We start from the raw sequence: 23,252 nt of genomic DNA, 5'->3' as shown, positions 1-23,252 counted from the left end.
TCATGCAATCTCTTCGCGCCCGTTCTCCCCGCGCCCGCGCGGCCCGCGGCTTCACCCTGATCGAAATCATGGTGGTGCTGGTGATCATCGGTGTGCTGGCCGCCATGATCGGTCCCGCCGTCCTCGGCCGTGTGGGCGAGGCCCGGACCACCGCCGCTCGCTCGGACATCAGCGCCATCATGCAGGCCCTGAAGCTCTACAAGCTCGACAACGGCCGCTACCCGACCGCCGAGCAGGGCCTGCAGGCCCTGGTGCAGAAGCCGACCGCCGGCCCCGCGCCCGCCAACTGGAAGACCTATCTCGAGAAGCTGCCCAAGGATCCCTGGGGCGGTGACTACCAGTACGCGAATCCCGGCGTGAAGGGTGAGATCGACGTCTTCAGCTACGGCGCCGACCTGAAGCCCGGCGGCGAAGGCGACGACGCCGACGTCGGCTCCTGGCAATAAGTGCCGGCAGGCCACCCGATGCGCATCAGCCGCCCGCGCGGCTTCACCATGATCGAGGTCCTGGTGGTGATGGTCATCGTGGCCATCGCCGCGGTCTCGGTCACGCTGGCCCTGCGTGACAGCCACCAGACGCAGCTGGAGCGCGAGGCCGAGCGCCTGGCCGCGCTGCTGGAGTCCGCGCGTGCCGAGGCCCGCGTCTCCGGCGTGCCCGTGCGCTGGCGCCCGGTCAGCGATGCCAGCGGCCATGGCTTCCGTTTCGAAGGCCTCCCCGAGAAGATCCAGCTGCCGCAGCGCTGGCTCGGCGACGAGGTCCAGGTCGAGATCGAAGGCGCGCCCAGCCTCCTGCTGGGCCCCGAGCCGCTGATCCCTGCCCAGGCCCTGCGTCTGCGCCTGGGGGTCTACAGCGTACGCATCAGCAGCGACGGACTTGCCCCCTTCACGGTGCAGCCCGCGACGCAGGAGCCGGGATGAACGCTGGATTGCGCCCGCCGCCGCGCCCCCTTCCCGCGCGCGGCTTCACGCTGATCGAGGCCCTCGTCGCGCTGGCCATCGTCGCCATCACGCTGGCCGCGGGATTGAAGGCGGCCGGTGCGCTCAGCAACCACGCCGCCCGCCTCGCCCAGATGACGGCCGCCCAGTGGTGTGCCGAGAACCAGCTCGCCGAGATGCGCCTCTCCGGCCAGTTCCCGGACATCGGCGACACCGCCTTCCAATGCCAGCAGCTGGGCCTCAGCTACACCGGCCACATCCATGTGCGCGGCACGCCCAACCCCAACTTCCGCCGCGTGGACACGCAGATGCAGGACGAGCGGGGCCAGGGCCTGCTGACCATCACCACCATCATGGGGCGCAACTGATGCACGGCCGTCGCCCCTATAGCCGCGGCTTCACGCTCATCGAGGTGATGGTCGCGCTCGTCGTGCTCGCCGTGATGACGCTGATGGGCTGGCGCGGCATCGAAGCCATGCTGCGCACCCGCGAGATCGCGCAGGCCAACCTCGAGGCCACCGCCCGTCTGCAGACCGTGCTCGCGCAATGGGAGCAGGACCTGCTCCAGATGGAGGATGGCCGGGACAGCGGCGTCGATCCGCTCAGCTTCGACGGCTCCACGCTGCGCATCACCCGCCATCGCCCCGAGGGCCTGCAGCTCGTGGCCTGGGGCGTGCGCGACGGCGCGCTCTACCGCTGGGAATCGCGCCCCGCCCGCACCCGTGGCGAGCTGCAGACGGCCTGGGCGCAGAGCCAGCAGGCCCTGGTGCTCGACGACAAGCGGCTCAAGGCGCTCGAGGGCGTGCAGGGCTGGCAGATGTACTTCTACCGCGGCAACAGCTGGAGCAATGCGCTGTCGGCGGATGATGTCGAGAAGGACCCGCAGGCCTCCAGCACACAGTCCCCGGACAAGCCCGGGAACGGTTCCGGCAATGGCGGCGTGGGCGGCAAACCGCCCGGAGGCAGTGGTGGCAGCGGCGGCTCGGGCGGCAACGGCAACGGCAACGGCGATGGTCAGGGTCAAGGCCAGGACAAGAACCCCAACACCCCGGCTCGCAAGAAGCTCCCCACCGGCGTGCGCATGCTGCTGCAGTTCCAGGACGGCCAGGGCTACGCCGGCCCGCTGGTGCGCCAGATCATGCTGGGGCCGCAGTCATGAGCCGCCGCGCCCTGCGCCATCGCGGCGCCGCCCTGCTGACCGCCCTGCTCCTCGTGACGCTGGTGACCAGCCTCGCCGCGGCGATGATCTGGCGGCAGTACCGTGCCGTGCAGATCGAGTCGGCCGACCGCGCCCGTGCGCAGTCGGCATGGATCCTCCAGGGGGCGCTCGACTGGGCCCGCCTGATCCTGCGCGAAGACGCCCGCGCCAACCAGCGCGAGCCGGTGGACCATCTCGGCGAGGTCTGGGCCGTGCCGCTGGCCGAGGCGCGCCTGTCGACCTTCCTCGCGGCCGGCCCCGAGGGCAAGCCGGGTACGGGTGATGAGGACGCCGGCGGCCCGGAGGCCTTCCTCTCCGGCCAGCTGAGCGACGCCCAGGCCCTCTACAACCTGCGCAACCTGACGGTGGGCGATCAGCTGCCGCTGGCCGAGCTGCGCACGCTGCAGCGCCTGTGCGACAGCGCCGGCGTGCCGTCCAACACCGCGCAGACGCTGGCGAAGCAGCTGCGCGCGGCCGCCGGTCTCGTCGAAGACAAGCGCCAGGCACCGCTGATGCCGCAGACGGTGGACGAGCTCGTCTGGCTGGGCCTCACCCCGGACGTGGTCAAGCGCCTCAAGCCCTTCGTGACCCTGCTGCCGCAGCGCACCGCCGTCAACGTGAACACCGCGCCGCGCGAGGTCATCGCCGCACTGTTCGAGGGCATGGACCTGGGCAGCGCCGAGCGCATCGTCCGGGACCGCGTCAACCAGCCGCTCAAGTCGCAGGACGACATCAAGCGCTACCTGCCGCAGGGCGTCGCCCCGGACGACAGCCGTGCGGCCGTGGCCTCCGCCTACTTCTTCATCACCGGCACGCTGCGGCTGGACGAACGGGTGCTCCAGGAGCGCTCGCTGGTCTGGCGCAATGGCCTGGAGATGCGTGTTGTTGCAAGGGAGCGTGTAAACCTGATGTTGCAAGCGCCCTAGCTTCGCCAGAATGCGCGTGCGAGCGCCGTGCCGGAGGACTACAGGAGCGACACGGCCGCCCGCGTGCGGGCCGCGCCCGCCCTACAAGTCCCCGGGCTGCCGCACTCCTAGAATGGCCGCCTTTCAAGAGAGACCATGAGTTCGACCCTGCTGATCCTTCTGCCGCCGCGCCCCCGCCTGGGCCGCGCCGCGCACAGCGACGCGCCCCCGCGAGCCGGGCAGGGCGCCGAGCCTATGGAATTCGAGTTTCTGCTGAGCAGCGACGGCCAGAGCGTGAGCAGCCAGGGGCGCGCGCGCGCGGCCGACCTGCCCGCCGCGTCGGCCTGCGTGGCCGTCGTCCCCGACACCGAGCTGAGCTGGCACGCCCTGAAGCTGCCCAAGGCGGGGCGCGGCAAGCTGCAGGCCGCGCTCGCCGGCCTGCTGGAGGAGCAGCTGCTGGAAGAACCGGAGCAACTGCACTTCGCGGTCGGCGAGGCCGTGGACGCGGACGGTCGCAGCTGGGTCTGCGCCTGCCACAAGGCCTGGCTGCTGGCGCCCTTGCAGGCCCTGGAGCAGGCCGGCCGCCTGGTCGAGCGCGTGCTGCCCCTGAGCTGGCCCGGCGAGGCCGCCCGCGCCCATGTGCTGGATCTCCAGGGCGATGCCGACGCCGAGGATCACGCGCTGAGCCTCGTGCTCAGCGATGCCCGCGGCGTCAGCCTGCTGCCGACGGACGGCCCGCTGGCCCGCCAGCTTCTGGGCACCGCCCTCAGTGAGCTCGCCTGGACGGCCTCCCCCGACACCGTGCAGACGGCCGAGCGCTGGCTGGGTCACCCGGTGAGCGTGCTGTCGGCCTCGCAGCGGGCGCTGCAGGCCCTGCAGGGCCCCTGGAACCTGCGCCAGTTCGATCTGCAGCCCCGCACCCGCGGCCTGCAGGCGCTCCGCCAGTGGGGTCGCCTGCTGATGAGCCCCGCCTGGCGTCCGGCCCGGCTGGGTCTCGTCGGTCTGCTGCTGGTGCAGGTGCTGGGGCTCAATGTGCTGGCCTGGCAACAGAAGCGCCAGCTCACGCAGGCCCAGGGCGAGATGAGCAGCCTGCTGATGAGCAGCTTCCCCGCCACCCGCGTGGTGCACGACGCCCCGCTGCAGATGCAACGTGCCGCCGATGCCCTGCGCGCCCGAGCTGGCCAGATCGGCGAGCAGGACTTCGAGGCCCTGCTGAGCGCCGCCGCCACCGCCTGGCCCACCGAAATGCCGCCCGCCGAGGCCCTGCGCTACGAGGAGGGCAAGCTGGCCTTCCCGTCCGCCAGCTGGAGCCCCGCCCAGATCGAGGCCTTCAAGCGCCAGCTGGCCAGCGAAGGCTGGGCCCTGGACAACCAGAACGGCCAGCTGCAGATCAGCCGTCAGCGCGGCAAGCCCTCGGGCGTTTGAGCACGAAGAGACCCCATGGACGCCCAGAGCCGCCCCCTCCCGCCCCAACTCCAGGCCCTGCAGCAGCAGTGGCAGGGCCTGCAGCCGCGCGAACGCGCCGCACTGCAGCTCGCCGCCGTCGCGCTGGCCGTGCTGCTGGTCTGGCTCGTCGCCCTGCGGCCCGCCCTTCGCAGCCTGAAGGACACCCCGCCCCGCCTCGCCCAGGCCGAGGAGCAGCTGCAGCAGATGCGCCGCCTCGCCCAGGACAGCAAGGCCCTCAAGGACCTCCCGCCCGTGCCGGCCGCGCAGGCCGCCGCCGCGTTGAAGGCCTCGACGGAACGCCTGGGCAGCGCCGCGCAGCTGCAGGTCAGCGGTGACCGCGCCACGCTGCAGATGCGCAACATCAGCCCCGAGCAGCTGCAGGCCTGGCTGGCCGAGGCCCGCAGCGCCGCGCGTGCCCGCACGATCGAGGCCCAGATGCAGCGCTCGCCCACCGGCTACAACGGCGTGATCGTGCTGACGCTGGACGGCGGAGCCGCCCCATGACCCGACGCCTTGCGCGCAAGCCGGCCGCGGAGCCCCGCCTGCCTCGACTGCCCCGCCGCTGGGCCGTCGGAGGCGCGGCGCTGGGCGCCCTCGCCGGCCTGCTGTGCTTCGCCCCGGCCCGCTGGCTGGCCCAGGGCCTGTCGCAGTCCAGCCAGGAGCACCTGCTGCTGGCCGACGCCCAGGGCAGCGTGTGGAATGGCTCCGGCGTGCTGGTGCTGCAGGGCGGCCCCGGCAGCCGTGACGCCGCCAGCCTGCCCGGCCGCCTGGCCTGGCAGATCGGACTCGACGGCCTGCAGCCGGTGCTGCGTCTGCGCCAGGACTGCTGCATCAATGGCACCCTCACCTTGCGCCTGCAGCCCGGCTGGGGGCGCCTGCGCCTCGACCTCCCGGCCCAGGACCAGTGGCTGGCGCGGGTCCCGGCGGCCTGGCTCGGCGGCCTGGGCACCCCCTGGAACACGCTGCAGCTCTCGGGCTCGCTGCGCCTGAGCGCGCGCCAGCTGAGCCTGCAGTACCAGCGCGGCCACTGGCAGCAGCAGGGCCAGCTGGACTTCGACCTCGTCAACATCGGCTCGCGCGTGTCCACGCTGGCGCCGCTGGGCAGCTACCGGCTCAGCCTGGTGGGCGACCCGCAACTGGCCGGCCTGACCCGCATCCAGCTGCTGACGCTGGACGGCGCTCTGCAGCTGCAGGGCCAGGGCAGTGTCGGCGATGCGCAGCGCCTGCAGTTCCAGGGCGAGGCCTCCGCCGCCCCCGGCCGCGAGACGGCCCTCAACAATCTCCTGAACATCATCGGGCGGCGCCAAGGCGCGCGCTCCGTCATCACGATCGGATGAGCATGAACACGCGTCCCCGCCTCAGCGTCCTGACCCTCGCCCTGGCTGCCCTGGCCTCCCAGCCCCTGCCGTCCCTGGCGCAGCCGCAGGCGCCTGCCAAGAAGGCCAAGAAGCCCGGTGCCGCCGTCAAGGCCCAGACCCCGGTGACCCTCAACTTCGTCAACGCCGACATCGAGGCCGTGACCCGCGCCATCGGCGTGATGATGGACAAGCAGTTCGTCATCGACCCGCGCGTCAAGGGCACGATCACGCTCTACAGCGAGCAGCCGCTGACCGTCCATGAGGCCTACCTGAACTACCTGGCCGGCCTGCGAGGCCTGGGCTTCACGGTGGTCGAGAGCGGCGGTCTGCTGAAGGTGCTGCCCGAGGCGGACGCCAAGCTGCAGAGCAGTGCCGTCGTGCTGGACAGCGGCGCCCCGCGCGGTGACCAGGTGCTGACGCAGGTCTACCGCCTCAACTACGAGCAGGCCAACAACCTGGTGCCCGTGCTGCGCCCGTTGATCAGCCCGAACAACACGGTGCAGGCCAATCCCGGCAACAACACGCTGGTGGTGACGGACTACGCGGACAACCTGCAGCGCATCGCCAAGATCATCGCGGCCATGGACACGCCGGCCTCGACGGACCTCGAGATCATCCCGCTCAAGCACAGCGTGGCCTCCGACATGGCCGCCCTCGTGGCCCGCCTGGCCGATGGCGGCGCGGCCGCGGCGATCCCGGGGCAGCCCGCGCTCTCCAGCGGCGGCAGCGCCAGCGTGATCGCCGACCCGCGCAGCAACTCGCTGATCGTGCGGGCGCCCAATGCCGCCAAGCTGGCCACGGTGCGCAGCATCGTCGCCAAGCTGGACGTGCCGGGCAGCGACAGCACCGGCAACATCCGCGTCGTGTACCTGAAGAACGCCGACGCCACCAAGCTGGCGACCGTGCTGCGGGCGGCCTTCGGGGCCGGTGGCTCGGCCGGCGGCAGCAGCAGCGGCGGCGGCACCACGCCCGGCAGCAGCACCGGCGCAGGCAACTTCGGCAACAGCAGTGGCGGCATCAACCCCACGCAGTCCGGCAACAGCCTGGGTGGCAACAACAGCAACAACTCCGGCATGTCGGCCGCCTCGACGCAGCCGGTGTCGGCCTCGCCCAGCCCCTCGACCGGCGGCTTCGTGCAGGCGGACCCGTCCACCAATGCGCTGATCATCACCGCGCCCGATCCGCTGTACCGCCAGATCCGCAACGTCATCGACCAGCTCGACGGCCGCCGTGCGCAGGTCTACGTCGAGACGCTGATCGTGAAGGTCGACGCCTCCAAGACCGGGGCCTTCGGCGTGCAGTGGCAGAACCTGTTCGGCAGCAAGGGCGACGGCACCATCCCCGGCGCGGGCACGAACTTCGGCTCCGGCGCGGGCAACATCATCACCGGCTCCGCCGCGCTGTACGGCGGCATTGCCGGCATCACCAGCGTCATCAAGGACGCCCCGACCGGCCTGAACATCGGCCTGCTGAAGAAGTTCGGCGACAAGTACACGCTCGGCGCCGTCGCCAACTTCCTCGAGACCGAGGCCGGCGCGAACGTGCTGTCCACGCCCAACCTCGTCGCCCTGGACAACGAGGAAGCCAAGATCGTCGTGGGCCGCAACGTGCCTTTCGTGACCGGTTCCTTCACCAACACCGGCAGCAGCTCCAGCTCGGTCAACCCCTTCCAGACCTACGACCGCAAGGACGTCGGCATCACGCTGCGCATCCGCAGCCAGATCGGCGAGGGCGGCACGGTGCGCATGACGGTCTACCAGGAGAACTCCTCCATCGACCCGACAACCAAGGCCGACACCAGCGGCCCCGCCACCGAGAAGAGCTCCATCGAGACCACCGTCTCCGTGGACGACGGCGGCGTCCTCGTGCTGGGAGGCCTGCTGAAGGACGAGTTCGCCGACAGCGAGGGCCGCGTGCCCGGCCTGGGCAACATTCCGCTCCTGGGCAACCTGTTCAAGAACACCGGCCGCAGCCGCGTGAAGACCAACCTGATGGTCTTCCTGCGCCCCGTCATCATGCGCGACCAGAAGTCCGCCGACGACCTGACCCTGGACCGCTACGAGTACATCCGCGCCCTGCAGCAGTCGGGCCAGCCGCAGCCCAAGTTCGCGCTGCCCGACACCGGTGCGCCGGTGCTGCCCAGCACCGACGAGAAGAAGCCCGGCCTGCCCCTGGGCGCCAGCAAGAACTGACCCCATGGCCAGCCGTCACCCCCTGCCCTACGCCTTCGCCCGCAGCCACACCGTGCTGCTGGAGGACGACGGCCAGCAGCTCACGCTGTGGGCCGCGCCCGAGGTGAGCCTCGCCACGCTGTCCGAGGTCCAGCGCCTCTACGCCGTGGACCGTCTGGAATCGCAGCCTCAGGCGCTGCTTGCCGAGCGCATCAGCAATGCCTACGCCGGCGCGGAGAGCAGTGCCGCCACCGTGGTGGGCGAGGTCGAGAGCGCCGTGGACCTCTCGCGCATGATGCAGGACCTGCCCGCCGTGGAGGACCTGCTCGAGGCCGCGAACGACGCGCCCATCATCCGCATGCTCAATGCCCTGCTCACGCAGGCCGCGAAGGACGGCGCCAGCGACATCCACATCGAGCCCTACGAGCGCGCCAGCTCCGTGCGCTTCCGTGTGGACGGCACGCTGCGCGAGGTGGTGCAGCCCAATCGCGCGCTGCACGCGGCGCTGATCTCGCGCCTGAAGATCATGGCTGAGCTGGACATCGCCGAGAAGCGCCTGCCGCAGGACGGCCGCATCTCGCTGCGCATCGGCGGGCGTGCCGTGGACGTGCGCGTCTCGACGCTGCCCTCGGCCCACGGCGAGCGCGCGGTGCTGCGCCTGCTGGACAAGTCGGAGTCCAAGTTCAGCCTCGAGGGCCTGGGCATGGACGGCGCGCTGCTCACCGAGTTCAAGCGCCAGCTGCAGCAGCCGCACGGCATCGTGCTGGTCACCGGCCCGACGGGTTCGGGCAAGACCACCACGCTCTACGCCGGCCTGCAGACGCTGGACACCAGCACGACCAATGTGCTGACCGTCGAGGACCCGGTGGAGTACGAGCTGGCCGGCGTCGGCCAGACGCAGGTCAACGCCAAGATCGACCTCACCTTCGCCAAGGCCCTGCGCGCCATCCTGCGCCAGGATCCGGACGTGATCATGATCGGCGAGATCCGCGACTTCGAGACCGCGCAGATCGCCATCCAGGCGTCGCTCACGGGCCACCTGGTGCTGGCCACGCTGCACACCAACGACGCGCCGAGCGCCGTCACCCGCCTGATCGACATGGGCGTCGAGCCCTTCCTGCTGAGCTCCTCGCTGCTGGGCGTGCTGGCGCAGCGCCTCGTGCGCAAGCTGTGCCCGCACTGCAAGCGTCCCGAGCCGAGTGCCGATGGCAGCGGCAGGGTCCGCTACCACCCGGTCGGCTGCCCGGAATGCGGCCACAGCGGCTACAAGGGCCGCACGGGCGTCTACGAGCTCATGACGGCGAACGACCAGGTGCAGCACCTGATCCACAACCGCGCCGCCGAGAGCGAGCTGCTCGCGGCCGCGCAAGCCGTCGGTCTGCGCACCATGCGCGAGGACGGCGAGCGCCTCGTCGCGCTGGGCGTCACCTCGCAAGAGGAAGTGCTGCGCGTCACGCGCGAGTGAGGCCGCATGCCCGCCTACAAGTACGAAGCCCTGGCCGAGGACGGCCGCAGCAGCAAAGGCCTGATCGAGGCGGACACCCCGCGTGCCGCCCGCGCGGCGCTGCGTGCGCAGAAGCTGGTGCCGGTGGCCGTGGAGGCCGTGGCGCAGCAGAGCGCCGAGGCCAAGCCCTCGCTCTTCGCGCGCCGCGTCTTCAACCAGACCTCGCTGACGGTCTGGACGCGCCAGCTCGCGGGCCTGGTCGCGGCCGGCCTGCCGATCGAGCGTGCGCTGACCTCCCTCACCGAGGAATGCGAGGACGAGCGCCAGCGTGAGCTGGTCGCCCAGCTGCGGGCCGAGGTGAACGGCGGCGCCGCCTTCGCGCGCGCCCTGGCCACCGCGCCGCGCGAGTTCGATCCGGTCTACCGCGCCGTCGTCGCGGCCGGCGAGCAAAGCGGCGCGCTCGGCCGCGTGCTGGAGAAGCTGGCCGACGACCTCGAGGACCGCCAGGCGCTGCGCGCGAAGGTCGTGGGGGCCATGGCCTACCCGCTCGTAGTCTGCGTGATTGCCGTGCTGATCGTGACCTTCCTGCTGACGAATGTGGTGCCCAAGGTCGCGGCCGTGTTCGTCAGCAACAAGCAGGCCCTGCCGCCGCTGACCGTCTTCGTGCTGGCCATCTCGGACCTCGTGCGGCACTGGGGCTGGCTGATCGCCCTCGTGCTCGTGGGCGGCCTGCTGGCGCTGCGCCAGGCGCTGCAGCAGGCGGCGTTCCGCATCCGCTTCGACGCGGGCCTGCTGGGCCTGCCGCTGGTGGGACGCTTGGCCCGCGGCTACAACGCCGCGCGCTTCGCTGGCACGCTGGCCATGCTGGCCGGCAGCGGCGTGCCCATCCTCAAGGCCCTGCAGGCCGCCGCCGAGACACTCTCCAACGCCGCCATGCGCGAGGACGCGATGGATGCGCTGGTGCTCGTGCGCGAGGGCGCGCCGCTGGGTCCGGCCCTGGCCGGCAAGAAGCGGTTCCCCGGCCTGCTGGCCATGTTCGCCCGCCTGGGCGAGCAGACCGGTCAGCTGCCCGACATGCTCCAGCGCGCCGCCACCCAGCTCAGTGCCGAGGTGCAGCGCCGCGCCATGGCCATGGCCACGCTGCTGGAGCCCCTGCTGATCGTGGCGATGGGCGGTGTGGTGATGCTGATCGTGCTGGCCGTGCTGCAGCCCATCATCCAGATGAACGCGATGGTGCACTGAGCCCCGCCAGGCGAACGGCGGGCTCGCGGCGCTTGTGAGGTTTTGAACACTGCCCGGCAAATCCGGGCTTTCTCGAGTGCACCGCCGGGGTGGCTTTTTGCTTGAATGGACACAGCCAGTCGCTGGGAGTCCATCATGAGCAGCCACGCCATCGCCTGTATGCCGCCCCGCATCCCCATCGCGCAGATGCGGCGGGTCTTCGAGGTCCAGGACGTCGAGCGCAAGCTCGCCAAGCTCCCGCCGCAGGAGCACGAGCCCCTGCGCAGCACTTACGAGCGCATGCTGGAGAAGGGGCCGGACCGCTTCCAGGTCAAGCCCTCGGGCCTCCTCAGCCTCGACCGGCTCTACGACGAGCTGCCCAACTTCCATGAGGTGCTGGACGACGTCCGGCGCCAGATCGCCCTGTGCGCCGACAGCGGCGACGCGCTGGAGATCACGCCCCTGCTGCTGCTCGGCCCGCCGGGCGTCGGCAAGACCCATTTCGCACGCCAGATGGCGGCGTTGCTGAACACGGGCATGGGCTTCATCTCGATGAGCTCGCTCACGGCCGGCTGGGTGCTCTCGGGCGCCTCCAGCCAGTGGAAGGGCGCACGGCCGGGCAAGGTCTTCGAGGCGCTGGTGGACGGGGACTACGCCAATCCCGTGATGGTGGTCGACGAGATCGACAAGGCCGGCGCCGAGGCCACCTACGACCCGCTGGGCGCGCTCTACAGCCTGCTGGAGCACGACACCGCGGGCAGCTTCGTCGACGAGTTCGCCGAGGTCGCCGTGGATGCCAGCCAGGTGATCTGGGTCGCCACGGCCAATGACGCCCGCAGCATTCCCGACCCCATCCTCAACCGCGTCAATGTGTACGAGGTGCAGGCGCCGGATTTCGAGGCGGCGCGTCGCATCGCCTCGCGGCTGTACGAGGGGATCCGCGGCCAGCACGAGTGGGGGCGTCGCTTCGACGAGACGCCCAGCGCCGCGGTCCTGGACCGCATGGCCGAGGTCGCCCCGCGCGAGATGCGCCGCGCCTGGATGACGGCCTTCGGCAATGCCAAGCTGGCCGGACGCGGGACGGTGCTGTGCGAGGACCTGCCGGCGGCGAATCCGAAACGGCAGCCGATCGGCTTCGTGCACTGAACGGATGGGCCCTGGCCGATGCCCGACGCAGGGCGGCATCGGCTCGCTATCATCCCGGCCATGCCCCCCACCCTCGACGACAAGCTCGTCATCGCCATCTCCTCCCGTGCCCTCTTCGATTTCGAGGCGGAGAACGAGGTCTTCGAGGCCGGTGACGACCGTGCCTACATGGCCCTGCAGCAGCAGCGCCTGGACACCCCGGCCACCCCGGGCGTCGCCTTCTCCCTCGTGCGCAAGCTACTGGGTTTCAACACGCCCGAGCTGCAGCGCGTGGAGGTGGTCGTGCTCTCGCGCAACGACCCCATCTCCGGCATGCGCGTGTTCCGCTCGGCGCACCACCTGGGCCTGCCCATCCTGCGCGGCGTGTTCACCCGCGGGCAGTCACCCTGGCGCTATCTGCGGCCGCTGAACGCCCAGCTCTTTCTCTCGACCAACGAGGACGACGTGCGCCAGGCCCTCGGGGCCGGCGTGGCGGCGGCGCGGGTCTTCCCGCAATCGGCCCGCGCCTCGGCGGATCACCCGCAGGAGCTGCGCATCGCGTTCGACGGCGACGCCGTGCTCTTCTCTGATGAAGCCGAGCTGGTCTACCAGCGCCAGGGCCTCGACGCCTTCCAGGCCCACGAGCAGCAGCACGTGCTGCGCCCGCTGCCGGACGGCCCCTTCAAGCCGGTGCTGCGGGCACTGCACGAGCTCCAGCGCCATCCGCAGACCGAGATGCGCGTCCGCACCGCCCTGGTGACGGCCCGCAGCGCCCCCGCCCACGAGCGCGCCATCCGCACGCTCATGGACTGGGAGATCGAAGTCGACGAAGCCATGTTCCTTGGCGGGCTGCCCAAGGGCGCCTTCCTGCGGGAGTTCGAGCCGGACTTCTTCTTCGACGACCAGGTCGGGCACGTGCAGAGCGCCGTGCCGCACGTACCGTCCGGTCACGTCAGTGCCGGTGTGACGAACCGCTGACTCCCTGGCCTGCGCCACAATCCGGCGCGCTGCACACCCGCCCCGCGCCCGCACACGGCGCAAGGGCCGCACGACGGCCAGGCGCGGCACAGCACGACACCGGACCACAAGGCCCACCGAGGAGACCCATGAAAACAACGTCCCGCTTCCGTCCCGCCCCGCTGGCCCTGGCCTGCGCCCTGCTCACCGTCGGCGCCACCAGCGCCCTGGCCGGCCAGAATGGCTTCTACCGCCAGCCCGCCCTGCAAGGGAACACCGTCTACTTCGTCGGCGAGGGTGACCTCTGGCGCGTGGCCGCGCAAGGCGGCGAAGCCCAGCGCATCACCTCGCACCCCGGCCTGGAGACCCAGCCCGCCGTCTCGCCCGACGGCCAGTGGCTGGCCTTCACCGCCCAGTACGACAGCGGCACCGAGATCTACATCATGCCGGCCACCGGCGGCGTGCCCCAGCGCCTCACCTGGGAAGGCGGCGGCATGCGCGTCTGGGGCTTCAGTGCCAGCGGCGAGGTGATCTACACCGGCCTGGACAGCCGTCCCGGCAGCCAGCTCTTCGCCATCAACCCCAAGACCCTGCAGCGCCGCGCCCTGCCCGTGGCCCAGGCGAGCGATGCCGCCCTGAGCGCCGATGGCAAGACGCTCTTCTTCACCCGCAACGGCCTGCGCGGCGACAACGCCCGCCAGTACCGCGGCGGCGCGCTGGCGCGCCTGTGGACGCTGGACCTCACGAGCGAGGCCGAGGCCCGCCCCTTCATTGCCGAAGGCAGCAACGACCGCCGGCCCATGCCCTATCGCGCCGGCAACGAAGAGCGCGTGGCCTTCCTCTCGGACCGCGACGGCACCGTCAACCTGTGGTCCGTCAACGCCCGCGGTGGCGACCTGCGCCAGCACACGCAGCACAAGGGCTGGGACATCCGCCATGCCTCGATCGACAACGGCCGGGTGGTCTATGCGCTCGGCGCCGACCTCTATCTCGCGGACCTCGCCCAGGGCACGCCGGCACGCAAGCTGGACATCGCCCTCGGCGGCGACTTCGACCAGCAGCGCGCCCGCTGGATCAAGCGCCCGCAAGACTTCCTGACCGAGGCCTCGTTCGCGCCGAACGGCGAGCGCGTGGTCCTCGCCTCCCGCGGCCACCTGGCCACGCAGGGCGTCGGCCCGCTGCGCCGTGCCGAACTGCCCGTGCCGGCCGACGGCGCCTGCAAGAAGACCGAATTCAGCAGCGACAGCAAGCAGGTCTTCGCCATCTGCGACTTCAGCGACGAGCAGGAAATCTGGCGCTTCCCGGCCAACGGCCTGGGCAAGCCGGAGCAGATCACCCGCGGCGCCACCACGCTGCGCACGGCCCTGGCGCCGTCGCCGGACGGCCGCTACCTCGCCCACACCGACAAGGAAGGTCGTCTCTACCTGACCGACCTCAAGGCCCAGCCGCAGCCCAGCACGCAGGTGATCGGACAGGACAAGCTGGAGGCCAACCCGGCCGACCTGACCTGGAGCAGCGATGGCAAGGCGCTGGCCTACGTCATGCCGCAGGGCAACCCCGACCGCAACGTGCTGATGCTCTACACGCTGGCCGACGGCAAGACCCACCGCCTCACGAGCGATCGCTACGACAGCCAGTCCCCCGCCTTCAGCCCCGACGGCAAGTGGCTCTACTTCGTGTCCGACCGCAACTTCCAGGTCACCGGCAACGGCAGCCCCTGGGGCGACCGCAACATGGGCGCCTTCTTCGACAAGCGCGGCAAGGTCTACGCCCTGGCGCTGCAGCCGGGCCTGCGCTCGCCGTTCGCGCCGAAGGACGAGCTGGAGGTCGAGGCCAAGCCTGACGCGAAGGCCGACACCAAGCCGGAGGCAAAGGCCGACGTCAAGGCAGATGCCAAGACCGATGGCAAGCCCGAGACGAAGGCCGAGGCAAAACCTGACCCCAAGGCCAAGCCCGCGCTGGTGACCGAGGGCCTGGCTCAGCGCCTGTACGAGGTGCCGCTGCCGGCCGGCAACATCCGCGCGCTGCGCACCGACGGCAAGCGCCTGTGGTTCCTCGACCAGGACCTCGAACGCAAGACCAGCCTCAAGAGCATCGCCATCGACAACCAGGGCATGCCCGCCGAGCTGCTGTCCGGCGACGTGCGCAGCTACGAGCTGAGCGCCGACGGCAAGAAGCTCATGCTGATGCGAGGCAGCGCCAGCGGGCCGGAGCTGCTGATCGTCGACGCCGCGCCGAAGCTGCCGCCCGAGACGGGCAAGTTCCAGGTGCGCTGGAACGACTGGCAGATCGCCACGCAGCCCCGCGCCGAGTGGAAGCAGATGTTCAATGACGCCTGGCGCATGCACCGCGACCACTTCTACGACAAGGCCATGCACGGCGTCGACTGGAAGGCCGTGCGCGCCAAGTACGAGCCGCTGCTCGAGCGCCTGACCGACCGCCACGAACTGGGCGAGCTGATGGCGCAGATGGTGGGCGAAATCAGCGCCCTGCACAGCCAGGTCAACCCGGGCGACACGCGCCAGGGGCCCGAGGAACCCGGCATCGCCGGCCTCGGCGCGCGCATGAGCAAGGTGGCCGAGGGCTGGCGCATCGACCACCTCTATGCCGCCGATCCCGAGCTGCCGAACGAGGCCGGCCCGCTGGCCGCGCCGGGGCTCGGCATCAAGGCCGGGGACGTGATCACGGCGGTCAACGGCCGCAAGGCCGCCGACGCCCCGCACATCGTCGAGCTGCTGCGCGGGCAGGCGGGCAAGCAGGTCCTGCTGGACCTCAAGACCGCCGACGGCAAGGCCGTGCAGAAGATCGTCATGCCGGTGGCGGCCCGCCGCGACAACGAGCTGCGCTACAACGACTGGCGCGTGAGCCGCGCCAGGATCGTCGAGCAGGCCGGCGAAGGCCGCATCGGCTACGTGCACCTGCGCGCCATGGGCCCGAATGACATCGCCGACTTCGCCCGCGAGTTCTACGCCGCCAGCGACCGCGACGGCCTCATCATCGATGTGCGCTACAACAATGGCGGCAACATCGACAGCTGGGTGCTCGAGAAGCTGCTGCGCCGCGCCTGGGCCTTCTGGCAGCGCCGTTCGCCGGAAGGCGCCAAGCCCTACCCGAACATGCAGCACGTCTTCCGTGGCCACGCCGTGGTGCTGATGAACGAGGAGACCTACTCCGACGGCGAGACCTTCTCGGAAGGCTTCAAGCGCCTGAACATCGGCCCGGTGATCGGCAAGACGAGCTCCGGCGCGGGCGTGTGGCTGTCCGACCGCAACCGCCTGGTGGACAACGGCATCATGCGAGCCGCCGAGACCGGCCAGATGGACATCAACGGCAAGTTCCTCATCGAGGGCAAGGGCGTGACGCCGGACATCGAGGTGGACAACCTGCCGCGCGCCACGTTCAAGGGCCAGGATGCGCAGCTGGATCGCGCCATCGCCGAGCTGAAGAAGCGCATCGCGGAGCAGCCCGTGGTGCAACCCAAGCCCGGCCCCTACCCGCGCCCCGTGAAGCCTTGACCACCCCGTACCGGCTTCGCCGGCCCCCTCAAGGGGGCGAGCCCGAGGGCCCGGCTTAGCCGGATCCCCGGGCTCCGCGCGATGGATGGCGGTCCGCAAGGGCTGATGCGAACGGCACCTCGGTAACGAGGGGACCGCAAAACAAAACGGGAGGCTCGATGGCCTCCCGTTTTTCTTTCCTGCGGACGATCTCAGGCGATCGTGACCTTGGCGAACTTGCGCTTGCCGACCTGCACGACCACCGTGCCGGCCTCGAGCTTCAGGCCCTTGTCGCTGATGACGGTGCCGTCGATGCGCACGCCGTTCTGCTCGATCATGCGCATGCCTTCGCTGTTGGAGGCCACCAGGCCCGCGGACTTCAGCACGGCCGCAATCCCGAGGGGCGCCCCGCTGAGGCTCACCTCGGGGATGTCGTCGGGGATGCCCCCCTTGGCACGGTTGTTGAAGTCGGCCTCGGCAGCGTCGGCCGCCGCGGCGCTGTGGAAGCGGGCCGTGATCTCCTTGGCCAGCAGGACCTTGGCGTCCTTCGGATTGCGGCCGCCCTCGACCTCCTGCTTCAGCGCCGCGATCTCGTCCAGGCTCATGAAGGACAGCAGGTTGAACCACTTCCACATCAGCTCGTCGCTGATCGACAGGATCTTGGCGAACATCGAATTCGCCGGTTCGGTGATGCCCACGTAGTTGTTCTTGGACTTGGACATCTTGTCCACGCCGTCCAGGCCCTCCAGCAGGGGCATGGTCAGGATGCACTGCGGCTCCTGGCCGTACTCCGCCTGCAGGTGCCGGCCCATGAGCAGATTGAACTTCTGGTCGGTGCCGCCCAGCTCCAGGTCCGACTTCAGCGCGACGGAGTCATAGCCCTGCATCAGCGGGTAGAGGAACTCGTGCACCGAGATCGGCGTCTGGCTGGCGAAGCGCTTGGCGAAGTCGTCGCGCTCCATCATGCGGGCCACGGTGTACTTGGCGGCCAGCTGGATCATGCCGCTGGCGCCCAGGGGCTCGCTCCACTCGCTGTTGTAGCGGATCTCGGTGCGTGCCGGATCCAGCACCAGGCTGGCCTGCTTGTAGTAGGTCTCGGCGTTGGCCTTGATCTGCTCCTTGGTCAGCGGCGGGCGCGTGCTGTTGCGGCCGGACGGGTCGCCGATCATGGACGTGAAGTCGCCGATCAGGAAGATCACCTGATGCCCGAGGTCCTGGAGCTGGCGCATCTTGTTCAGCACCACGGTGTGGCCGATGTGGATGTCCGGCGCCGTCGGGTCCAGGCCCAGCTTGATGCGCAGCGGCGTGCCGGTGGCCTCCGCGCGCGCCAGCTTCTGCACCCAGTCCGACTGCGGCAGCAGCTCTTCGCAGCCCCGCAGGCTGACACGCAGGGCCTCCTGCACACGGTCGGTGACGGGGTAGGCCGGCTTGGCGGGGGTGTCGGTTCGCGATTCGGACATGAAGAGCTCTCGTGAGGGCGATGCGCAGCGGAAATTGGCCGTATGACGGGTTTCCCAGCCCTTGATCTAGGGGGTCCCTGGGTATACTCGGCGCCAGTTTTGGCCTGAGCGGCCATCTTTGGACGGCCGCAAAAGTGCTGGATTCTAGTGGACGGTCCCTTGTGGGCCGCGTCGCATCCAGGCCACCCGCGACGGCGCGGTCCGAAGCAAGTGCAAAGAAGACCGGGACCCGCAAGCGTGACTGACTGGACCAAGGAACTGAAACAGGTGCTGGGACATGCCGAGGCCTTCGCGGCTCGCCATCCGCGCGCCTTGACCGGCAGCCTCGTGGGCCTGCTGAGCTGTTTTGCCGTGACGGCCTTCGGCGTCGCGCCGCTCGCACCCGACGCCCAGGACCTGCCCCAGACCACCATCGCCGAGGCCGTGCGCTCGCACGACCTCTCGGCCCAGCTGGCTGACCTGGCCGAGCACGAGGTGGCCCTTTCGCGCAATGACCTCACCCGCAGCAGCGACACGGCCGACAGCCTGCTCAAGCGCATGGGCGCCTTCGACCCCGAGTTCGCCGCCTTCCTGCGCACCGATCCCCATGCGCGCCGCGTCCTCCAGGGTCGCGCCGGCAAGCTTATCCAGGTCAACGCCCTGCCCTCGGGCCGCGTGGAGTCCCTGATCGCCCGCTTCCCGGCCGACCGTCCGGAACTGCAATCCACGCACTTCAGCCGCCTGCGCATCGAGCGCAGCGGCAGCCGGATCGCCGCCATCCTGGAAACCGCGCCGCTTCAATCGCAGGTGCGCCTGGCCAGCGGCACGATCCGCAGCTCGCTGTGGGCCGCCACGGACGACGCCCGCATCCCGGACGCCATCGCCTCCCAGATCGCCGAGATGTTCTCGGGCGACATCGACTTCCACCGCGAGCTGCGCAAGGGCGACCGCTTCTCAGTCGTCTATGAAGGCCTGACGGCCGACGGCGAGCCCATCACCTGGGACGGCGGCGCCGGCAAGGTGCTCGCGGGCGAGTTCGTCAACAACGGTCGCAGCTACAGCGCCGTCTGGTTCCGCGACAGCGTCACCGGCAAGGGCAACTTCTACACGATGGACGGGCAGAGCAAGCGCCGCGCCTTCCTGGCCAGCCCGCTGCCCTTCTCCCGCGTGACCTCGGGCTTCTCGATGCGCATGCATCCGATCCTGCAGACCTGGCGCGCCCACCTGGGCGTGGACTACGGCGCCCCCACCGGCACCGCCGTGCAAACGGTCGGCGATGGCGTCGTGGAGTCCGCCGGCTGGCAGAACGGCTTCGGCAACGTCGTCCATGTGCGCCACAGCAATGACCGCGTGACGGTCTATGCCCATCTGAGCCGCATCGACGTCAAGAAGGGCCAGCGCGTGGAGCAGGGCCAGAAGATCGGCGCCGTCGGCGCGACCGGCTGGGCCACCGGCCCGCACCTGCATTTCGAGTTCCGCGTGAAGGGTGCACACCAGGATCCGCGCGTCATTGCCCGCGCCTCAGAATCGCTGACGCTGCCCGGCTACGCCAAGGGCCAGTTCCAGCAGGCAGCGCTTGCCGCCCGCACGCAGATCGACGTCGCCCGCTCGCTCGGCCAGGGCGTCAGCGACGCCGACTGATCCCCCTCGCCAAGACGGCGCCATGAGCGCACCGCCGGTGACCTCACCCACCCGCTCCCGGGACGCGAGCTCAGGCACCGAGCACTACCTCGGGCTGATGTCCGGCACCTCGCTCGACGGCGTGGATGCCGTCCTGGCAGCCCTCCATCCCCAGGGCGGGATGCAGGTGATCGATCACGCCTTTGCGCCCTTCGAGCCCGCCTTGCGCAATGAGCTCCTCGCCCTGAACACTCCGGGAGACAACGAGCTCCACCGTGCGGCACTGGCGGCCAACGGCGTCGCCCGGGCCTATGCCGAGCTGGCCAGAACGCTGCAGCAGCGGCACCCCCAGCTGTCGATCCGCGCGATCGGCGCCCACGGCCAGACCGTCCGCCACCGGCCCGGCGAGTTCGACGGCAGCGGCTACACCTGGCAGCTGCTCAACGCCGCCCTGCTGGCCGAGCTGAGCGGCATCGGCGTCGTGTCCGACCTGCGCAGCCGCGACGTGGCTGCCGGAGGCCAGGGGGCGCCGCTGGTGCCCGCCTTCCATCAGGCGGTGTTCGCAGGGCGCTGCGAGGCGGTGCTCAACGTCGGCGGCATCAGCAATGTGAGCCTGCTGAGCGTCGAGCCCGGGGCCACACCGCGCGGCTTCGACTGCGGCCCGGGCAACTGTCTGCTGGACCACTGGATCCACCGCCATCACGGCCTGCCCTACGACGCTGACGGCGCCTGGGCCGGCCAGGGGCAGGTCTTGCCTGCGCTGCTCGCCTCGATGCTGGGCGACCCCTTCTTCCGCCTGCCGCCGCCACGCAGCACAGGGCGGGACCTCTTCAATCCCGTGTGGCTGCAGGCGCACCTGAACACCCTGGGCTCGCCGGCGCGCCCCGTGGACGTGCAGGCCACGCTGCTGGAATTGACTGCCCTCTCCATCGCCGAAGCCCTCCTCCGCCATGGCGGCCCAGGCGGTCGGCTGGCGGTGTGCGGCGGAGGCGCCCTGAATGGCCGCCTGATGCGGGCCTTGGGCCAGGCCCTGCCGGCCTGGTCAATCCAGGCCAGCGATGCCCTCGGCCTGCCCGCCATGCAGGTGGAGGCCGCCGCCTTTGCCTGGCTCGCGATGCGCCACGTCGAGCGCCTGGCCGGCAACCTCCCCGCCGTCACCGGGGCGTCAGGGCCGCGCATTCTGGGCGCCTGGCATCCCGCCTGAGCCCGCCGGCCGGCCTCATCACACCACTCGCCACGCCGGCCGAAATGCGAAACGCCGCAGCGGCCAGGGCCGTGCGGCGTCATCGGGGGAAGCCCTCGCCGGGCTTCGGTGCAATGCTCAGACCGAGAAGCTGGAACCGCAGCCGCAGGTCGTGGAGGCGTTGGGGTTCTTGATCACGAACTGTGCGCCCTGGAGGTCTTCCTTGTAGTCGATCTCGGCACCCATCAGGTACTGCAGGCTCATGGCGTCGATCAGCAGCGTGACGCCGTTCTTCATCATCTGGGTGTCATCCTCGTTGGCCACCTCGTCGAAGGTGAAGCCGTACTGGAAGCCCGAGCAGCCGCCGCCCTGCACGAAGACGCGCAGCTTCAGCTCCGGATTGCCTTCTTCGGCGACGAGATCACGCACCTTTTCGGCCGCGCTGTCGGTGAAGATGATGGGCGCCGGGATGTCGCTGGGGCCGGCGGTGGTGGATTCGAGAACTGCGCTCATCGCTTGTGTCCTGCTGGAGGGAGGTCAGATGGCTGGATTATCTCCCAGCGCTCGACTCAGGTTTTCATCCATGGAGGGCATGACCCGGCGCCAAGAAGGGCTTTGATCCGCCCGAGGCTGCCACGCACGCCACCGCAGAAATGACAAAAGGCCGCAGAAGCGGCCTTTCGGGATGCCGGCAAGACCCCGAAGGGCGTTGCCAAGCGGGGCCGGCATGAACCGGCCAGGAAGATCAGCGCTTGCTGAACTGCTTCCGACGACGAGCGCCGTGCAGACCGACCTTCTTACGCTCGACTTCACGCGCATCACGCGTGACGAAGCCGGCGCGGCTCAGTTCGGGCTTCAGGGCTGCGTCGTAGTCGATCAGTGCACGGGTGATGCCCAGACGGACAGCACCGGCCTGGCCGGACTCGCCGCCACCGTGAACGTTCACCTTGATGTCAAAGGCTTCGCCATTGTTGGTCAGCACCAGGGGCTGGCGGGTGACCATGATGGACGTCTGACGGCCGAAGTATTGATCCAGCGGCTTGCCGTTGACGATGATCTGGCCCGTGCCCTTCTTGATGAAGACGCGAGCGACCGACGACTTGCGGCGGCCGGTACCGTAATTCCAGTTTCCGATCATTGCCGCTCCTTAGATTTCCAGAGCCTTGGGCTGCTGGGCGGTGTGCGGGTGGGTACCACCCGCGTAAACCTTCAGCTTCTTCACCATGGCGTAGCCCAGGGGACCCTTGGGCAGCATGCCCTTGACAGCCTTCTCCAGGGCGCGGCCCGGATGCTTGGCTTGCATGTCCTTGAACTTGGTGGCGTAGATGCCGCCGGGGAAGCCGCTGTGGCGGTAGTACACCTTGTCGGTGGCCTTGTTGCCGGTCACGCGCAGCTTGTCTGCGTTGATCACGACGATGAAGTCACCGGTGTCCACGTGAGGCGTGTAAATGGCCTTGTGCTTGCCGCGCAAACGGAGTGCCACTTCGCTGGCAACACGTCCGAGCACCTTGTCGGTGGCGTCAATCACAAACCACTCGTGCGTCACCTCGGCCGGCTTGGCGCTGAAGGTCTTCATGAGTTGCTTTCGTTGGCTGCAGAAGGCAAAAAACACCTGCTGCAGCAGTCGCTGGCTGAAATTCCTGCGTCTGGGCCCCCGTTCGGTGCCGCTTCTTTGCCTGCCAGCCCCCCTCTTTCGAAGGGCTCCAGCCTGCTCGCGACCTCTCACGTCGTGGCGCCAAGGCGCATCCTTCCCCGCAGCCAAATACGGGAAAAGCCCGCGAGTGTACCCAAACCCGGCCCCGGCGGCAAGCGACGCGCAAACCGCAATGCCGACCAGATCAAGGTCCGCTGGCGACCACCCCGCTAATATGCGCACATGCCCCAGCCCTCCCGGCTGTGTGGAGGCCGCCCATGACTGCCCACGAACCCTCGTCCCTGGCCGATCCCGGTCACACCGAACCCGAACCGAGCGCCCTGGGCTGGCTGCCCCAGAAGCTGGGCCTGCAGCGCTTCGCCAGCTGGGTGCCCATCCGTTCGCTCGCCCGCCGTCACCGCCGCCGCATCCTCACGCACCTGCTGAGCCTCAGTGAGCGGGACCGCTACCTGCGATTCGGCTACCCGGCCAGTGACGAACAGATCACCAAGTACGCCATGAACCTGGACTTCGCCCGCGATGAAGTCCTGGGCATCTTCAACCGCCGCCTGCAGCTCGTGGCCATGGCGCACCTGGCCTACGAGCCGGCACCGCAGCGCCAGGGCAAGCCGGCCATGGCCGAGTTCGGCGTCTCGGTGCTGGCGAGCGCCCGGGGTCGCGGCTTCGGCGCCCGCCTGTTCGAGCACGCCGCCCTGCATGCCCGCAACCGCGGCATCGAGACCCTGTTCATCCACGCCCTGAGCGAGAACGCCCCCATGCTCCGGATCGCCCGCAATGCCGGCGCCACGGTGGAACGGGACGGCAGCGAATCCGAGGCCTGGCTGCGGCTGCCGCCGGACTCGGTCTCCTCCCACGTCGGCGAGGCCATCGAACGCCACATGGCCGAGCTGGACTTCCAGTTCAAGCGGCACGTCCGGGCCTTCGGGGACTTCATCGACGGCGTGGCCGAGGTGAAGTCGCAATACCGCGACGCTGGCAAGGCCGCCAAGCAATAGTCGGCGACGCCGCGCGTCCGGCGGTTCCGCCCTGGTTACACTTTGACGACAGCCCGACCGGCCGGGTTCGCCCCGGTCGCGTCGAACGGTCCCTCCTGTCGTCACCA

21 protein-coding genes are annotated in these 23,252 nt (G+C 70.0%); 17 read left to right on the top strand and 4 right to left on the bottom strand.

The genetic code is table 11. From position 1 onward, the window contains the following. Positions 1-2 precede the first annotated feature (2 nt). The 14 genes from gspG to QRD43_RS12070 all read left to right on the top strand — a co-directional run bounded on the left by gspG (position 3) and on the right by QRD43_RS12070 (position 16,275). Positions 3-446, top strand: coding sequence for a type II secretion system major pseudopilin GspG (gene gspG, locus QRD43_RS12135; protein ID WP_285982742.1), 444 nt, complete (start codon positions 3-5; stop codon positions 444-446). An 18-nt stretch (positions 447-464) separates the two neighbouring features. Then, positions 465-917 (top strand): GspH/FimT family pseudopilin, encoded by a 453-nt coding sequence (locus tag QRD43_RS12130; RefSeq protein ID WP_285982741.1) that lies wholly within the window; start codon positions 465-467, stop codon positions 915-917. Continuing rightward, positions 914-1,303, top strand: coding sequence for a type II secretion system minor pseudopilin GspI (gene gspI / locus QRD43_RS12125; RefSeq protein WP_285982740.1), 390 nt, complete (start codon positions 914-916; stop codon positions 1,301-1,303). The genes QRD43_RS12130 and gspI overlap by 4 nt, the downstream gene beginning before the upstream one ends. Further along, positions 1,303-2,094, top strand: a complete 792-nt coding sequence (locus tag QRD43_RS12120; protein WP_285982739.1) for a prepilin-type N-terminal cleavage/methylation domain-containing protein — start codon at positions 1,303-1,305, stop codon at positions 2,092-2,094. The genes gspI and QRD43_RS12120 overlap by 1 nt, the downstream gene beginning before the upstream one ends. Beyond that, positions 2,091-3,059, top strand: coding sequence for a type II secretion system minor pseudopilin GspK (gene gspK, locus QRD43_RS12115; RefSeq protein ID WP_285982738.1), 969 nt, complete (start codon positions 2,091-2,093; stop codon positions 3,057-3,059). The genes QRD43_RS12120 and gspK overlap by 4 nt, the downstream gene beginning before the upstream one ends. Positions 3,060-3,194: 135 nt before the next feature. Further along, complete coding sequence (gene gspL / locus QRD43_RS12110; protein WP_285982737.1) at positions 3,195-4,463, top strand: type II secretion system protein GspL; 1,269 nt, start codon at positions 3,195-3,197, stop codon at positions 4,461-4,463. Positions 4,464-4,478: 15 nt separating this feature from the next. Beyond that, a complete protein-coding gene (gene gspM / locus QRD43_RS12105) occupies positions 4,479-4,988 on the top strand; it encodes a type II secretion system protein GspM (RefSeq protein ID WP_285982736.1) in 510 nt (169 codons plus the stop codon). Further along, on the top strand, positions 4,985-5,821 hold the full coding sequence (gspN, locus tag QRD43_RS12100; protein WP_285982735.1) for a type II secretion system protein N: 837 nt from the start codon (positions 4,985-4,987) through the stop codon (positions 5,819-5,821). Before gspM ends, gspN begins: the two co-directional genes overlap by 4 nt. A gap of 2 nt (positions 5,822-5,823) precedes the next feature. Then, entirely contained in the window at positions 5,824-8,034 is a 2,211-nt protein-coding gene (gene gspD, locus QRD43_RS12095; protein WP_285982734.1) for a type II secretion system secretin GspD, read from the top strand. 4 nt (positions 8,035-8,038) lie between these two features. Beyond that, positions 8,039-9,478, top strand: coding sequence for a type II secretion system ATPase GspE (gspE, locus tag QRD43_RS12090; RefSeq protein WP_285982733.1), 1,440 nt, complete (start codon positions 8,039-8,041; stop codon positions 9,476-9,478). 6 nt (positions 9,479-9,484) lie between these two features. Beyond that, positions 9,485-10,699: a type II secretion system inner membrane protein GspF gene (gene gspF / locus QRD43_RS12085; protein WP_285982732.1), complete on the top strand. Its 1,215-nt coding sequence runs from the start codon at positions 9,485-9,487 to the stop codon at positions 10,697-10,699. Positions 10,700-10,834: 135 nt separating this feature from the next. Continuing rightward, the gene (locus QRD43_RS12080; protein WP_285982731.1) at positions 10,835-11,824 is read left to right on the top strand and encodes an AAA family ATPase; all 990 of its coding nucleotides are present in this window, start codon (positions 10,835-10,837) and stop codon (positions 11,822-11,824) included. 60 nt (positions 11,825-11,884) lie between these two features. Beyond that, positions 11,885-12,781 carry a 5'-nucleotidase gene (locus QRD43_RS12075; protein WP_285982730.1) on the top strand — a complete coding sequence of 299 codons (897 nt, stop codon included), beginning with the start codon at positions 11,885-11,887 and terminating at the stop codon, positions 12,779-12,781. A 128-nt stretch (positions 12,782-12,909) separates the two neighbouring features. Continuing rightward, positions 12,910-16,275: a S41 family peptidase gene (locus tag QRD43_RS12070; protein ID WP_285982729.1), complete on the top strand. Its 3,366-nt coding sequence runs from the start codon at positions 12,910-12,912 to the stop codon at positions 16,273-16,275. A gap of 191 nt (positions 16,276-16,466) precedes the next feature. On the opposite strand, the gene tyrS is transcribed toward QRD43_RS12070, so the two are convergent. Continuing rightward, positions 16,467-17,714 carry a tyrosine--tRNA ligase gene (tyrS, locus tag QRD43_RS12065; protein WP_285982728.1) on the bottom strand — a complete coding sequence of 416 codons (1,248 nt, stop codon included), beginning with the start codon at positions 17,712-17,714 and terminating at the stop codon, positions 16,467-16,469. A gap of 237 nt (positions 17,715-17,951) precedes the next feature. Between tyrS and QRD43_RS12060 the strand changes: the two genes are divergently transcribed. Further along, positions 17,952-19,334: a M23 family metallopeptidase gene (locus QRD43_RS12060; RefSeq protein ID WP_285982727.1), complete on the top strand. Its 1,383-nt coding sequence runs from the start codon at positions 17,952-17,954 to the stop codon at positions 19,332-19,334. Positions 19,335-19,356: 22 nt separating this feature from the next. Next, the gene (locus tag QRD43_RS12055) at positions 19,357-20,517 is read left to right on the top strand and encodes an anhydro-N-acetylmuramic acid kinase (protein ID WP_285982726.1); all 1,161 of its coding nucleotides are present in this window, start codon (positions 19,357-19,359) and stop codon (positions 20,515-20,517) included. A gap of 117 nt (positions 20,518-20,634) precedes the next feature. Here QRD43_RS12055 and erpA read toward each other — a convergent pair whose 3' ends face one another. The 3 genes from erpA to rplM form a co-directional block, all read right to left on the bottom strand. Next, positions 20,635-21,009, bottom strand: a complete 375-nt coding sequence (gene erpA, locus QRD43_RS12050; protein ID WP_269631805.1) for an iron-sulfur cluster insertion protein ErpA — start codon at positions 21,007-21,009, stop codon at positions 20,635-20,637. 232 nt (positions 21,010-21,241) lie between these two features. Beyond that, on the bottom strand, positions 21,242-21,634 hold the full coding sequence (rpsI, locus tag QRD43_RS12045; RefSeq protein ID WP_269631806.1) for a 30S ribosomal protein S9: 393 nt from the start codon (positions 21,632-21,634) through the stop codon (positions 21,242-21,244). Positions 21,635-21,643: 9 nt separating this feature from the next. After that, entirely contained in the window at positions 21,644-22,072 is a 429-nt protein-coding gene (gene rplM, locus QRD43_RS12040) for a 50S ribosomal protein L13 (RefSeq protein WP_183103683.1), read from the bottom strand. A 335-nt stretch (positions 22,073-22,407) separates the two neighbouring features. Here rplM and QRD43_RS12035 point away from each other — a divergent pair, with 335 nt between their 5' ends. Continuing rightward, on the top strand, positions 22,408-23,145 hold the full coding sequence (locus QRD43_RS12035; protein WP_285982725.1) for a GNAT family N-acetyltransferase: 738 nt from the start codon (positions 22,408-22,410) through the stop codon (positions 23,143-23,145). The last annotated feature ends 107 nt before the right edge of the window (positions 23,146-23,252 follow it).

The sequence above is a fragment of the Roseateles subflavus genome (assembly GCF_030285365.1).
Lineage (GTDB): Bacteria > Pseudomonadota > Gammaproteobacteria > Burkholderiales > Burkholderiaceae_C > Roseateles_B > Roseateles_B subflavus.
This window is presented reverse-complemented; position numbering and strand designations above follow the sequence as displayed.

What these genes read in the sequence shown, in the direction of transcription:
- gspG (WP_285982742.1), top strand. Translation starts at nt 3, where the DNA reads ATGCAATCTCTTCGCGCCCGTTCTCCCCGCGCCCGCGCGGCCCGCGGC.
- QRD43_RS12130 (WP_285982741.1), top strand. Translation starts at nt 465, where the DNA reads ATGCGCATCAGCCGCCCGCGCGGCTTCACCATGATCGAGGTCCTGGTG.
- gspI (WP_285982740.1), top strand. Translation starts at nt 914, where the DNA reads ATGAACGCTGGATTGCGCCCGCCGCCGCGCCCCCTTCCCGCGCGCGGC.
- QRD43_RS12120 (WP_285982739.1), top strand. Translation starts at nt 1,303, where the DNA reads ATGCACGGCCGTCGCCCCTATAGCCGCGGCTTCACGCTCATCGAGGTG.
- gspK (WP_285982738.1), top strand. Translation starts at nt 2,091, where the DNA reads ATGAGCCGCCGCGCCCTGCGCCATCGCGGCGCCGCCCTGCTGACCGCC.
- gspL (WP_285982737.1), top strand. Translation starts at nt 3,195, where the DNA reads ATGAGTTCGACCCTGCTGATCCTTCTGCCGCCGCGCCCCCGCCTGGGC.
- gspM (WP_285982736.1), top strand. Translation starts at nt 4,479, where the DNA reads ATGGACGCCCAGAGCCGCCCCCTCCCGCCCCAACTCCAGGCCCTGCAG.
- gspN (WP_285982735.1), top strand. Translation starts at nt 4,985, where the DNA reads ATGACCCGACGCCTTGCGCGCAAGCCGGCCGCGGAGCCCCGCCTGCCT.
- gspD (WP_285982734.1), top strand. Translation starts at nt 5,824, where the DNA reads ATGAACACGCGTCCCCGCCTCAGCGTCCTGACCCTCGCCCTGGCTGCC.
- gspE (WP_285982733.1), top strand. Translation starts at nt 8,039, where the DNA reads ATGGCCAGCCGTCACCCCCTGCCCTACGCCTTCGCCCGCAGCCACACC.
- gspF (WP_285982732.1), top strand. Translation starts at nt 9,485, where the DNA reads ATGCCCGCCTACAAGTACGAAGCCCTGGCCGAGGACGGCCGCAGCAGC.
- QRD43_RS12080 (WP_285982731.1), top strand. Translation starts at nt 10,835, where the DNA reads ATGAGCAGCCACGCCATCGCCTGTATGCCGCCCCGCATCCCCATCGCG.
- QRD43_RS12075 (WP_285982730.1), top strand. Translation starts at nt 11,885, where the DNA reads ATGCCCCCCACCCTCGACGACAAGCTCGTCATCGCCATCTCCTCCCGT.
- QRD43_RS12070 (WP_285982729.1), top strand. Translation starts at nt 12,910, where the DNA reads ATGAAAACAACGTCCCGCTTCCGTCCCGCCCCGCTGGCCCTGGCCTGC.
- tyrS (WP_285982728.1), bottom strand. Translation starts at nt 17,714, where the DNA reads ATGTCCGAATCGCGAACCGACACCCCCGCCAAGCCGGCCTACCCCGTC.
- QRD43_RS12055 (WP_285982726.1), top strand. Translation starts at nt 19,357, where the DNA reads ATGAGCGCACCGCCGGTGACCTCACCCACCCGCTCCCGGGACGCGAGC.
- erpA (WP_269631805.1), bottom strand. Translation starts at nt 21,009, where the DNA reads ATGAGCGCAGTTCTCGAATCCACCACCGCCGGCCCCAGCGACATCCCG.
- rpsI (WP_269631806.1), bottom strand. Translation starts at nt 21,634, where the DNA reads ATGATCGGAAACTGGAATTACGGTACCGGCCGCCGCAAGTCGTCGGTC.
- rplM (WP_183103683.1), bottom strand. Translation starts at nt 22,072, where the DNA reads ATGAAGACCTTCAGCGCCAAGCCGGCCGAGGTGACGCACGAGTGGTTT.
- QRD43_RS12035 (WP_285982725.1), top strand. Translation starts at nt 22,408, where the DNA reads ATGACTGCCCACGAACCCTCGTCCCTGGCCGATCCCGGTCACACCGAA.